This window comes from Peribacillus sp. NPDC097225 (assembly GCF_044761955.1).
Taxonomy (GTDB): Bacteria; Bacillota; Bacilli; order Bacillales; family DSM-1321; genus Peribacillus.
In genome coordinates this window covers 243,093-255,818 of sequence record NZ_JBIWDJ010000002.1, presented here as the reverse complement: position 1 = coordinate 255,818, position 12,726 = coordinate 243,093, and the positions used below count along the sequence as shown (strand labels likewise).

Here is a 12,726-nt window from a genome sequence, read left to right as displayed (position 1 = left end):
GACATGGCATGCTATCCATACAGTTCAAAATGACAGCATGTAGCCATGGTGATGATAAAGTGTGTAAAAGTAACTATGTTATGTCCTTTGTAATCTAACTAATATTTTGCTATCCTGTATTCAGAGGAGATGTTAAAAATGAAATTTTCAGCGATTGACCATTCGAACCTAGACGAATTATGTATTGCATTTGAAAGCTGTTTGACCCAAAATCATATTTCATTCAAATATGTTGACATGACTGAAGAAAATGGAATTATCTCGTTCATATTCTGTAACAATCCCGAGTATGCCCGATCTGTTGAATTGGACGGAAAACAGTTTATCGGTTTAGAAACGGATTACATAGCAAATGAAATATTGGTGCCTATTTTACCTAGATTAAAAGAATTCTCACAAGAATGAACTCCTCTAAATTGAGGAGTTTTTATTTTGATCCGTTTTCTTATATAAGCAATCAGGCAAGAAAATTTTAATTACTCTAGTTCAAAAGAAGGGTAAAGTTAATGCTTATTGAATATATGTAATAGGATGGGTATTACCTGCTCTTTCATTAGCTCCATGTTATACATCTCATTTTTATATATCTTAATAGTAAATCTTGAGCGGTTACGTATTTCAATGGGGAGGTATTCATGCAAAAAAATATAGATGGTAAGCAAAACGAAACAAAAAGACCAAATAGCCAGTCGAGTGGTAACATGCCAACTCTTCCCTGGTCAAACAAAATAAATAACTTTTTGGTGCTTTGCATCTATGAATCAAACAACCAATATAATGATTTTCATAAAATGTATCACATTCATAAGGCTAAAGGCCGGACAGGTTTTCAAACATTTAAAGAAGGGTTTAGTACATCTTTTGTTATTTGGGAAGAGGCATACAAAAAAAATGAAGAGTTGTTTTTTAAACTAAGGATTACAGCACGAAATGAAACCGTTTCACAGATAGCACAGAATGTTGTGTTTTACCTTATAAGCAGATATGAGAAGTTGTCTTCAAAAAGCGAGGCTGTTTTTAATGATAAACAATTAATTGAAGATTCCATTTATCAAATGGAAAACAAATTAAAAACAGATACCTTTTTGGCTAAGGAGACTGTTTGGGTCAATTTTTATAGTTGGTTTAGAAATCAGATAAAGGATTGGATCATTGAGGAAATTGCTGGTTTGTTAGGCACTAATCATTTGGCAAGACTGGATAATGATGAGCTGAATAAACTATTCTATCAACAACTTACGGATAAATTCGCTAAAGACACCGATTTTGTATTGAAATTAATAGATATCGTAAATGGCTATGTACAAGAATGGGTTAAATTAATCATCATTCATTTCAATCTGGAATCTTGTTCTGTAAAAAAAATAGAAGAGTTTCTTTGTATTAAGAAAGATGGTTTTCGAACACCTGATTTATTATTAACAAATATCAGGGATTTTTCTTCAAGCTTTACTATCCAAGACCACTTACTGGTAATGAATAGTGCACCGTACCAGTCTGTCAGAGACGCCATTTATAAAAAGAACTTTCAAAAAATCGGAAATGCCCCATGGCCATCCACACCTATTCTACGTGGAAACACAGAAGGATTTATACAAATTATCCCTATATTCAACCACTCTCTAAATATGGAACAGAGTATAGTCGACAAAGCATGGAACAGAGTACAATTATTGTCGGATGCGGATGTGGATGTATTCGATGCCCTTTGCAGCCTGTTTTTATCCAAGGCGAGAAACAATGAAGAAATTATAGAAATTCACCTGAGTGATTTACTATCCATAAGAGGCTTAAAACCTAAACTTGGTGGAGATGGGCGAAGAGGGGGATATGAAGCGAAACAACGAGAACAAGTTTTGAAATCGCTTACAAATATTCAGAGCATATGGATTAATATCCAAAAAGCAATCGTCTACGAAAAAGGTAAACCAGTTCATACAAGGTTGCAAGGACGGACATTTACTTTTATCGACCGTAAGGGGGAAGAATACTCCATTTCGGAGGAAACATGTAAGAAAAAGATTTCCTTTACAATTGATCGGGTTTTCGCGAAGTTCTTGAATGGATCTGGCAGGCAGGTTGCACTTCTTTCAATTAAAGCTTTGCAATATAACCCTTATAAACAACTGTGGGAGAAACGACTTACTAGATATTTAAGCTGGCGTTGGAGGACACAAGCGAGAAAAGGAACCTTTTTACAGCCAAATAAAACAAGTACGCTCTTGGAATCTATTGGGGAAGAGATAAATATTCGAACTCCATCGCGTACGAGAGAACGTTTTGAAAAGGCTTTGGATAAGTTACTTGATGATGGAGTAATTGCATCATGGCATTATGAAAAGTGGGACGAGTCTATTGCGGATTTTAAAGGATGGGCGAATATTTGGTTGAATTCCATGATTTTAATAGAACCTCCGGAGATTATTAAGGATCAATATCGCTCAATTGAGAAAAAAAAGCCTATTGATGATTCGGAACAAAAACATTCTAACCAAAAGAATGAACAAATTGGTAAGCAAATAAGAAACACTAGAAAAGTGCTCAATCTTACCCTATATCAATTGGCAGAAGAACTAGAAATTTCTGCCCCTTACATTAGTAATATTGAGAGGGGAATTAAAATCCCATCAAAAAAAATTCGCATGAAAATGCTAAAATGGTTGGAAAAACATGAAACGGTTCATTAAACATAGTGGTTAAAACGCCGAATTCCGCTCATTAAATTCCTTTGAGCCAAAGAGTCCAATACCTACACTACACTCTAATAAAAGGGAAGGAATTGGACTATAGCCCCCGAAGTAAGCAGGAGGGATTTGGCCCTAATGCAACTACTGTTTTCGGAGGGGTGAATGTTTCATATTGTCATATGTATTTAAACATATCGCTTCATTATTTATATTTGTATCCCTTATCATATCGTTACAACTAAACAATTATTTACTTATTGGTATATGGCTAATTACGTCTATTTTTATTTTTATAACTTTCGATAGATCCATGAAATCGTTTATTATCACAAGTATTCTATTTGGAGTTGGATTTTCCGCTTATTTATATGCAATTACTCATTGGACGGTACAGTTTGAAACAAAGGAATTACGTATACTTTTCAGTAGAGTATCATTAATTCTAATTTTGGTCCCCTTATTCATTTTATCTTTCTTTTCCAAGTCTCCATTTATAGCATATTTGAAAAAACCACAATGGAATGAACTGATTTACTTTCCATTTATATGGTCCGGTTTTCACCGAACGAGTGTTAAGTTTTTTCTATTCATAGCATTAATCGTTAATACTATTGTCTTTACACCTTTCATTATTCAAAATGGTTGGTTCGCCATCAAAGAAATGTGGCTACTCACCATCATATTTTCAATAACAAATGCTGTATTAGAAGAACTTATTTGGAGAAGTAATCTGCTGAATCGGTTCTCAGAACTATTAGGTGAAAAATGGGCGGTCGTACTAACAAGTTTGGGTTTTGGATTGCAACATTATTCACTTGGAATTCCATGGGTTACTTGCATTGCCTTTTCAATTGGAGGAATGTTTTATGGAGGGATTACTATCAAAGGCAGAAGTGTGATTCCTTCGATTCTTTGGCACTTTATTTTTAATATTCTTATGGTTTTAAGTGGTTTCCTATTGAACTAAGAAAAGGTACGAATTCAAGTATCACCAAGGAACAGTAGAAAAAATTTAATAGAGTTTATATAGGAAATCCTTAAACGGGGTTTCCTTTTTTATTTCAAACTAAAAAGTTAAGCGTTTATCTTGTTCAGATGTCGGGGCTATCCCCACGCATAGTCGGGGTTATATAGAACGTAATTTTTTTAGTGTCTCCTTGTATCCCTTGCTGCATCAAGGTTAAATGAAAGGTTTTACATGAATTAACCTCCTAATGTTTATATGAATTTAGCGATAGTTAATTTTCTTATCTTTTTTTCTCTACATGTAAGATGAAAACAGAGAAATGATTTATACATTACGAGGTTGGGGGAGAATGTATGACAAATGAAAATCAACTAGATCTTTCAAATCAATCGCTTGATCCTTTATTTAATCCTAGGTCTGTAGCCATACTAGGTGCATCTGCGAATAAATATAAGATTGGTAATCTACAAGTGAAGACACTTTTGGATGGGGAATTTATCGGAGAGATTTATCCAATCAATCGCAAAGCGAAGGAGATTGAAGGATTAAAATGTTACCCTTCCTTATTGGATGTACCAAACGATATTGACTTGGCCATATTTTGTTTAAATGCCGAACAAGTACAGCAAGGGTTAGAAGAATGTGCAAAAAAGAATGTTAAAGCGGCCATCATTTTTTCTGCGGGCTTTTCTGAAACTGGACAGGAAGGCATTGAAAAGCAGAAGGTGCTCACAGAGATTGCCAAAAAGAATGGTATTCGAATAGTCGGTCCCAACTGCGTTGGGTTAGTTAATTTGTCTAATGGATTAATCGGGACGTTTTCACCTGCGATATTATCAGTTCCGTTGGATGGTCAACAAGGTGTGGGGTATGTCTCGCAAAGTGGGGCATTTGGTGTATTAACATACATGGCTGCTGCACAGAATGAACTAAGTTTTAACTACTTTGTGAGTGTCGGAAATGAAATGGAAACCGAGTTTGCAGATATCGTAGAATATATGATCCATGATCCAAAAATAAGCGTAATAAGTGGTTACTTGGAAGGATCTAAAAATCCAGAAAAGCTAAGAATTTTGGCTAAAGACGCACTGGACAAAAATAAACCAATTATTGTCATGAAAACAGGCAGAAGTATAGCAGGAAGTAGAGCTGCTGCTTCTCACACTGGTTCACTCGCTGGTTCGGATCATGTTTATGATGCATTCTTTACGCAATCCGGTATTGTCAGAGCTGATGATTATGAAGATATCATCTCTTTTTCAAAGTTATTTCTTTCCAACAAGTTGCCTAAAGGAAGAAATACAGTAATCATCACAAGTTCTGGAGGAAGAGGCATTAATGAAGCAGACCGTTGTGAAGCAAATGGTCTTACCATCATTCCTCTAAGTGAAAAAACAAAGGAAAAAATCATGCTTAATATTCCTACTTATGCAAGCGCTTCCAATCCAGTTGATTTAACAGCTGCTGCCTCTGTATCCAATCCAGAATTATTTATCGCTCCATTAAGGGCTCTTATTGAAGATCCTGAAGTAGATAATATTATTTTCACTGAGTTTCCTAATTATTGGGATGCTGATCATCCTTTGTTAAAAGAGTTTATAGGTCTTTGTAAAGCTTCCGACAAATTCATATTCATTACCTCTTTCCCACTGGTAGGCATGTCCATTCCTCAAGGCACAGCAGAGCTTGTTAAAAATGGAATTCCTGTTGTACCGGGTAATTTAAATCCAATCAGAGGATTTGCTAAATTAGTCGAATACAGTGAATATTATCGAAAAAATAAGGAGTTACATGCATTTGAACAACTTGAAATTCCTAAGTTGATAGAGAAGCAAGATATAGAAAAACTATTGCCTGCTGGCAAGACACTGAGTGAATCAGAAGCAAGCGCTATATTGGATCATTATCAAATTCCAACTACAAAGAGATCTTTAGCTACAACAGCTGAAGAAGCATCAAATTTTGCAACAAAAATGGGGTACCCAGTCGTTTTAAAAGTGGATTCCCCTGATATTCCACATAAAACAGAAGCAGATGCCATTCGATTGAATGTGAAAGACGAACAAGAAGTCGTAAAAGCTTTCAATGAAATAACCCGTAATGCACTGAAGTATAAACCAGACGCTATAATCAATGGAATTTCCGTACAGGAAATGCTCCCCGAAGGTGTGGAAGTAATTATAGGGGTTAATAATGATCCGGTTTTTGGACCTGTTATCATGTTTGGTCTGGGAGGGATATTTGTAGAGGTCTTCAAAGATGTGTCACTTAGGGTTGCGCCAATTTCGAGAAAAGATGCTCATGAAATGATTGAAGAGATCAAGGGAAAAGCCATCCTTAAAGGAACGCGGGGAAAAGATCCGGTTCATATCGAATCCATTATTGATGTGTTACTAAAGGTTTCAGCCTTGGTCACTGATTATAAAGATTCCATCAAAGAGCTGGATATAAATCCTCTAATTGTTTATCGAGATGGAATTAAAGCAGCGGATGCGATGCTTGTTATCGGTAACGAATCTGAAGTGAAAACAACGATTAGGGGGTAGCAAACTATGGAGTTGGATTATTTAAAGGGTTTAACTGGAAATCAATTTGTATTTGAAGTCGAAAAAAGGCATATACGGCAATTTGCCGAAGCAATCGGTGATTTTAATCCTTTATATATCGATGAAGAGTATGCTGCAAAAACAATATATGGAGGCATTATTGCTCCTCCCACTTTCCCTATAGCAATAGGGCAAGATAGTGGAGAAAACTTGGATCTAAAGCTCGATCAAAGAAGAATGCTGCATGGTGAGCAGGAATTCATCTATGAACGCCCAATTCGTCCGGGGGATACACTATATTGCCAGATGAAGGTCTCTGATGTGTATGAACGTGAAGGAAAAAAAGGGCCTATGCAGTTCGTGGTTCTCGATACGGAAATCAAAGATGAAACGGGTAAATTGGTTGTGATAAGCCGTACGAATATTATCTATAGGCCCTTAAAAGCTAAATCATCTACAGTTTAAGTAGGGAATAATTGCTTATAAATAGTCGATTGGAGCAAAAGGAAGACTTCCAATGAGAGGAGTAAAGGGAAATGTTGAATTATGAAGGCTTACAAGAAGGACAAAGACTCAAGTCACTTACCAAGCCAAGTGTAACAAAAGTTCAATTAGTCAAATATGCAGGTGCTTCAGGGGACTTCAATCCGCTCCATACAGATGATGACTTTGCCAAAAAAGTAGGAATGCAAGGGGTGATTGCTCACGGAATGCTGGTCATGGGCTTTCTAGGGGAATATGTAATGAAATTGGCTGGCGATACCGCTATGCCAACGAACTTTAAAATGAGATTCGGTGCTATCACTGTACCCGGAGACCAAATTACCTGTTCAGCATTTGTGAAAAATGTGTATGAGAAAGAGGGAAAACGCTTTGTCAAACTGGATCTTATTGCAGAAAAAGAACCAGAGCATGTTGTAGGATCAGGGCAAGTCGTCTTGCAATTTCAATAGGGGGTTGCTTTAGAAATCAAAAGGGAGGCTTTTTTATGGGAAGTATAAAAGATCGCTACGCCATTGTCGGAGTTGGGGAGAGTGAACGATCCAAGAATTCTGGAACAACGCCCCTTCATTTGGCATTGGATGCAGCACGGGCAGCATTGAATGATGCTGGTCTTCAAGCGAAAGATATTGATGGTTTCATGAGTTATTCCGAACATGATTCTTGCACTTCACATCAGTTAGCCACGTATTTAGGCGTTCGTCCGAAATATGTAAACGATATTATGGGTGGAGGAAGCAGCACGGAGATGTTAATTGCTGATGCTGTTGGTCTAATTGAAACAGGTCAATTAAATACGGTATTAATCTACCGCTCTATGAATGGGAGATCTGGCGTCCGAATGGGCGGGGGCGGTTGGGATGTGAATCTGCTCCAATCGGCCATTGAAGGTGGGAGCTTTATCATTCCTTACGGAGCGGGTAGCCCATCACAGTGGTTCGGACTTTTTGCGACTCGCCATATGCATGAAACCGGGTTGACCCAGGAGCATCTTGGACATGTCTGCACGAGCTTTTATGAGCATGCCCAAAGAAATCCAAAAGCATATTTTTACGGGAAACCGTTAACGATGGAAGAATATAAAAATACACCATATTTGAGTTACCCATTCAATAAGCACGACTTCTGCATGGAATCAGATGAAGCAAATGCAATCATCGTCACTTCAGCAGAGCGAGCTGAAAATGGTAAATCTAAACCAGTCTACATCATGGGCTTATCTGCAAGGCAATGTGTGTCACATGCCCATTATTGGAACAATTTAGATGAAGTCGCTTCTGACTATGTTGCACCTGAAGTATATAAAATGGCAGGGGTTAAACCCGAAGATATTCAGGTTGCGTCCATTTATGACTGTTATAGCTGGGTGGTGCTACGTCAATTAGAGGCTTATGGATTCGCGCCACGAGGCGAAGTAGGGGATTTTGTAGCCGAAGGAAACTTACGGATGGGTGGGAAATTACCATCGAATACTGCTGGAGGAATGTTATCAGAAGGCTATACACATGGGATGAATAACGTATTGGAAATTGTTCGACAAGTCCGACATGAATATAAAGGGACAGATCGCCAGGTGGAAAATTGTGAAATAGGTATATGTACTGGCTGGGCTGGTCCTGATATCGCAGGAGCTATGATTCTTAGAAACTAGGAGGGAAAAAGATGGAATATCAAAAACCAATTCCGGTAAAAACCCAAGATAATACCCCATATTGGGATGGGGCAGATCGTCATGAACTGATTCTACAAAAGTGTAATAGCTGTCAGGAATATTCGCATCCTCCTGGACCAAGTTGTGCAAAATGCGGAAGTACGGAACTAAGTTGGGAAAGTCAAGGTAGTGACATAAACGGGAAAGTTTATTCGTATATCATTTCCTATCGTCCATTTCTGCCAGGATTCCAAGATGATTTACCACTCATCATTGCAATTGTCGAATTAGATAAATTGCCTGATGTCAAATTAATCGGGAATATTCAGCAGTGTCCTACCGATGATGTTCATATCGGAATGCAGGTCAAGATGACTTGGGAGAAAATGACGGAAGAACGTTCTTTGCCACAATGGATTCAAGTATAGATCATTCAATTTAGACTGGTAAAAAAGGGGGAAAGAAACAATGGACTTTTCGTTTTCAGCAAAGGAAGAAGAATTCCGACATGAATTAAGAATGTGGCTTGAACAAAATTTACCTGAAGGTTGGTTAGAAGGATCTAGCCAGGTTTCTAAGGATGAAGGTGAATATGCCGCTTTTTTAAGAGATTGGCAAAGGAAGTTATACGAAGGGGGCTGGGCGGGAATTGCTTGGCCGAAAAAGTATGGTGGCCGGGAAGCTACGTTGATGGAGGAAATTGTTTATCATCAGGAAATGGTTCGTGTTAAGGCACCTCCTTTGGTGAATTATGTTGGACTACATATGGTTGCACCAACACTTATGCAAATAGGTACGGAAGAACAAAAAACAAAGTATATTCAAAAAATCCTCACAGGTGAAGAAGTTTGGTGTCAAGGATACTCCGAGCCAAACGCTGGATCAGATTTATCAGCTATCCAAACGAGTGCAGTAAAAGATGGAGACCGATGGATCATTAATGGTCAAAAGGTATGGACAAGCTTTGGGCATCTAGCGGATCGCTGCTTTTTACTTGCTAGAACAAATCGTTTTGATAAGAAACATAAAGGGATTACAGTGTTCCTCTTGGACATGAAACAGCCAGGAGTGGAAACCCGACCTATCATTCAAATGGATGGGCAGCATGATTTTAATGAAGTGTATTTAAATGACGCGATTGCATATGATGCTGAAATTGTTGGAGAAGTGGATGAAGGATGGAAGGTTTCAATTGCGCTCCTTATGCATGAGAGAACGGGTATAGGAGCACAGGTTTTCACATTGGAACAGCAATTCAATGACCTCGTATCATTGACAAAAGAATGGAAAGTGGATGACAAGCCGTTAATGGCCGATCCACTTGTTAGAAAAACGATGATAGATTTATATACTCGTTCCCGTGGTTCTCTATTAAATTATTATCGGAATTTAACGAAAACAATAAAAAATGGTTATCCAGGAGCCGAGGGTTCCATGGATAAATTAATAGTAAGTGAACTCACAAAGGACTTACTTTCTGAATCAATATCCCTGCAAGGTCATCAGGGAGTTCTATGGAAAGAAGATGCCATTTCAGGTCAGTCATATTGGCAAGATAATTATCTCTATTCATTCGGCCAGACAATTGGTGGAGGGACGAGTGAAATACAAAAGAATACAATTGCTGAAAGAATTCTAGGCTTACCGAAGGATATGGGACGCTAAGTCTAAATAGGGGTGATGAAAAATGGATTTTTCTTTAAATCAAGAACAAGAGATGTTTCGGGGGTATGTCCGAAAGTATTTAGATGATGCAGGTCAAACAAAGGCAGCTCGTGATTTTATCAAGGGTGATACAGAATCATTACTAGCCCTGCAAAGAGGAATGGCCGAATTAGGCTGTACTAGTATTAATATATCAGAAGAATATGAAGGAATGGGATTAGGACCTTTGGATTTAATACCTGTTCTTGAAGAATCCGGTCGTTCATTAGTACCAGGACTTTATTTAGAAACGAGTGCATTGGCTGTTCCCTTATTAGAAAAGTTCGGTACGGAAGAACAAAAAGAAAACTATCTACCCAATATAGCGAATGGGACTCAATCATTTTCTCTTGCATGGTTAGAGAGGGGCGGAAGTTATGGTCCTTCTGGAATTAATCTATCTGGAAAAGTAGAAAATGACCAAGTGATATTAAATGGGGTAAAATCGCTTGTTCCAGATGCCGAGTTAGCCGATCATTTTATCGTAACGGTCCGCACAGATATAGGAAAAGGTACAGAAGGGATTTCGTTAGTTATTGTCAATCGTACCGATCCCAATCTGACTATTCAAAACCAAAAAAACATGGATGAGACGCGCAGCTTAGGAAAGCTTACATTTAGTAACGTTAAAATTCCAAGAAATCAAATCCTCGGAACTCTTCACAAAGGCTGGGATGTTCTCCAAGAGGGTTTACTTTCCTTCAATGCTTCACTTTCAGCTGTAATAGTGGGAGCTATGGAGAAAGTAGTGGAGATGGCTACCGAGTACGCAAAAATTCGTGAACAGTTTGGCCACCCCATTGGAAGATTCCAGGCGATCAAACACAGAATAGTAGATATGAAGACAGACTTGGAAATGGCAAGATCTTTGGCATATTATGCGAATTGGGCATTGGAAAGTCATGCATCCGATCGTGTTCAGGCCATTGCTTGCGCAAGAATCTTTGCTACGGATGCCTTTACCCGTATCTCCGCTGATAATATACAAATTCATGGAGGAATTGGTTTTACAGAAGAAATGGATTGCCAGCTATTTGTAAAACGGGCCCGATTCTATGAGAATTATTTAGGCCGTACAGATCAGTTTTATAAACAAGCCGCAACAGCATTAGGATGGTATGACGAAAGTGCGGTAATCATGCCTGTTTGAAATATATACTCATTTTGAAAGGCGGAGTTGAACTTTGAAAATAGCAAATGAAATTAGGGATTTTCAAAACATGATCAACGGGAAATTAATTCAATCTTCTTCCGGAAGACAAATAGAAAGTATCAATCCATCTACGGGAAAGGTATGGGCCACTATTCCTAACAGTACAGTCGAAGATGCCGAATCGGCAGTAAGGGCAGCAAGGCGTGCTTTTGAGGGCTGGTCTACCCTACCAGCTATGGAGCGGGCAAACTATTTGAGGAGAATTGGTGATCTGATTGTCCAACATGGTAAAGAACTTTCGGAGTTAGAGACTAGAGATAATGGGTGGGTCATTAGGGAAACGAGTTACGGACTCATTCCAAGTTTAGCAAGTTACTGGTACGATGCAGCAGGAGCGACAGCTGTAGGAAGCAAGGGAGATACCGTCCAGTTGGGTTCATCAAGTGTTGGATATACATTACGGGAACCTTATGGGGTGGTTGTAGGAATACTTCCATGGAACTCACCTCTTTTTACTTTTACCGTTAAAGCGGCCTATGCCCTTGCTGCAGGGAATACCGTCATAATCAAACCATCTGAACTGGCCTCTGTCGCATCATTAAGGTACGGTGAATTAATTAATGAGGTTCTTCCCCCTGGTACTCTGAATGTTGTTTCAGGGGATGGAGTGGAAGTAGGTAATACATTGGTCAGTCATCCTAACGTGAATAGAGTCAGCCTAACTGGATCCGGGGCAACGGCCAGGGCAATTGCCCAATCAACGGCTAAAAATCCAAAGCCTATGACGTTTGAACTTGGTGGAAAATCAGCAAACATCGTCTTTGAGGATGCCGATCTTGAAAAAGCTGCACAAGGTGTTACACTCAATGGGATTTTCACTGGGAATGCAGGCCAACTATGTGTAGGTGGTTCCAGGATCCTTATTCAAAGATCGATTATTGATGAGATGGTGACCAAAATGAAAGAAGTGATCACCGAGTATATCCAACTAGGAGATCCGATGCATCCTGAAAGCGCCATGGGGCCAATTGCTAATGCCATACAATATGAAAAAGTGTGCTCGTATATAGAATTAGGTAAAAAAGAAGGGAGAGAAATTATCATCGGCGGTCGCCACGGAGGAAAGGATCTATTGCCGGATATGCCACATTTAGCGGAAGGTTACTGGATTGAGCCTACATTAATCAGGGTGGATAGTAACACCCTTCGAATTTGTCAGGAGGAAATATTCGGTCCGGTGGCGACCGTCATCCCTTTTGATACGGAAGATGAAGCGATTGCTATGGCCAATGATACTGAATTCGGTTTAGGAGCAGGCGTTTGGACGACCAACTTGAACCGGGCACACCGAATGATTCGGAAATTGGAGTCAGGAAATGTCTGGGTCAATACATACCGGACAGTAGGTCCTGAGTTGCCTTTCGGTGGACAAAAAAGTAGTGGATACGGTGTGGATTCTATTATGGAATTCACTCGTGAGAAAACATGTTATATTGATATCGGTTAATCTTCGAAGG

General features: G+C 38.8%; 11 protein-coding genes. All 11 read left to right on the top strand.

All coding sequences use genetic code 11. The annotated features are described in order from the left end of the window. Nucleotides 1-138: 138 nt before the first annotated feature. The 11 genes from ACIQXH_RS07085 to ACIQXH_RS07035 all read left to right on the top strand — a co-directional run bounded on the left by ACIQXH_RS07085 (nucleotide 139) and on the right by ACIQXH_RS07035 (nucleotide 12,716). Nucleotides 139-405 carry a hypothetical protein gene (locus ACIQXH_RS07085; protein ID WP_402992035.1) on the top strand — a complete coding sequence of 89 codons (267 nt, stop codon included), beginning with the start codon at nucleotides 139-141 and terminating at the stop codon, nucleotides 403-405. Nucleotides 406-635: 230 nt separating this feature from the next. Beyond that, complete coding sequence (locus ACIQXH_RS07080; RefSeq protein ID WP_403080119.1) at nucleotides 636-2,687, top strand: helix-turn-helix domain-containing protein; 2,052 nt, start codon at nucleotides 636-638, stop codon at nucleotides 2,685-2,687. 310 nt (nucleotides 2,688-2,997) lie between these two features. Beyond that, nucleotides 2,998-3,654 carry a CPBP family intramembrane glutamic endopeptidase gene (locus tag ACIQXH_RS07075; RefSeq protein ID WP_403123253.1) on the top strand — a complete coding sequence of 219 codons (657 nt, stop codon included), beginning with the start codon at nucleotides 2,998-3,000 and terminating at the stop codon, nucleotides 3,652-3,654. 353 nt (nucleotides 3,655-4,007) lie between these two features. Then, nucleotides 4,008-6,200: an acetate--CoA ligase family protein gene (locus ACIQXH_RS07070; RefSeq protein WP_403080114.1), complete on the top strand. Its 2,193-nt coding sequence runs from the start codon at nucleotides 4,008-4,010 to the stop codon at nucleotides 6,198-6,200. A 6-nt stretch (nucleotides 6,201-6,206) separates the two neighbouring features. Beyond that, nucleotides 6,207-6,665, top strand: a complete 459-nt coding sequence (locus ACIQXH_RS07065; protein ID WP_403080112.1) for a MaoC family dehydratase N-terminal domain-containing protein — start codon at nucleotides 6,207-6,209, stop codon at nucleotides 6,663-6,665. Nucleotides 6,666-6,736: 71 nt separating this feature from the next. Next, nucleotides 6,737-7,153: a MaoC/PaaZ C-terminal domain-containing protein gene (locus ACIQXH_RS07060; RefSeq protein WP_402872843.1), complete on the top strand. Its 417-nt coding sequence runs from the start codon at nucleotides 6,737-6,739 to the stop codon at nucleotides 7,151-7,153. Nucleotides 7,154-7,188: 35 nt separating this feature from the next. Next, complete coding sequence (locus ACIQXH_RS07055) at nucleotides 7,189-8,352, top strand: thiolase C-terminal domain-containing protein (protein WP_402872846.1); 1,164 nt, start codon at nucleotides 7,189-7,191, stop codon at nucleotides 8,350-8,352. A gap of 11 nt (nucleotides 8,353-8,363) precedes the next feature. Next, complete coding sequence (locus ACIQXH_RS07050; protein WP_402959526.1) at nucleotides 8,364-8,780, top strand: Zn-ribbon domain-containing OB-fold protein; 417 nt, start codon at nucleotides 8,364-8,366, stop codon at nucleotides 8,778-8,780. 40 nt (nucleotides 8,781-8,820) lie between these two features. After that, nucleotides 8,821-10,017 carry an acyl-CoA dehydrogenase family protein gene (locus ACIQXH_RS07045; RefSeq protein ID WP_402959528.1) on the top strand — a complete coding sequence of 399 codons (1,197 nt, stop codon included), beginning with the start codon at nucleotides 8,821-8,823 and terminating at the stop codon, nucleotides 10,015-10,017. 22 nt (nucleotides 10,018-10,039) lie between these two features. Continuing rightward, complete coding sequence (locus ACIQXH_RS07040) at nucleotides 10,040-11,206, top strand: acyl-CoA dehydrogenase family protein (RefSeq protein WP_403080110.1); 1,167 nt, start codon at nucleotides 10,040-10,042, stop codon at nucleotides 11,204-11,206. A 34-nt stretch (nucleotides 11,207-11,240) separates the two neighbouring features. Further along, the gene (locus tag ACIQXH_RS07035; RefSeq protein WP_402872858.1) at nucleotides 11,241-12,716 is read left to right on the top strand and encodes an aldehyde dehydrogenase family protein; all 1,476 of its coding nucleotides are present in this window, start codon (nucleotides 11,241-11,243) and stop codon (nucleotides 12,714-12,716) included. Nucleotides 12,717-12,726: the final 10 nt, after the last annotated feature.

Coding starts and splice junctions, on each gene's coding strand:
- ACIQXH_RS07075 (WP_403123253.1), top strand. CDS start 2,998: ATGAAATCGTTTATTATCACAAGTATTCTATTTGGAGTTGGATTTTCC.
- ACIQXH_RS07050 (WP_402959526.1), top strand. CDS start 8,364: ATGGAATATCAAAAACCAATTCCGGTAAAAACCCAAGATAATACCCCA.
- ACIQXH_RS07060 (WP_402872843.1), top strand. CDS start 6,737: ATGTTGAATTATGAAGGCTTACAAGAAGGACAAAGACTCAAGTCACTT.
- ACIQXH_RS07055 (WP_402872846.1), top strand. CDS start 7,189: ATGGGAAGTATAAAAGATCGCTACGCCATTGTCGGAGTTGGGGAGAGT.
- ACIQXH_RS07040 (WP_403080110.1), top strand. CDS start 10,040: ATGGATTTTTCTTTAAATCAAGAACAAGAGATGTTTCGGGGGTATGTC.
- ACIQXH_RS07065 (WP_403080112.1), top strand. CDS start 6,207: ATGGAGTTGGATTATTTAAAGGGTTTAACTGGAAATCAATTTGTATTT.
- ACIQXH_RS07080 (WP_403080119.1), top strand. CDS start 636: ATGCAAAAAAATATAGATGGTAAGCAAAACGAAACAAAAAGACCAAAT.
- ACIQXH_RS07085 (WP_402992035.1), top strand. CDS start 139: ATGAAATTTTCAGCGATTGACCATTCGAACCTAGACGAATTATGTATT.
- ACIQXH_RS07045 (WP_402959528.1), top strand. CDS start 8,821: ATGGACTTTTCGTTTTCAGCAAAGGAAGAAGAATTCCGACATGAATTA.
- ACIQXH_RS07070 (WP_403080114.1), top strand. CDS start 4,008: ATGACAAATGAAAATCAACTAGATCTTTCAAATCAATCGCTTGATCCT.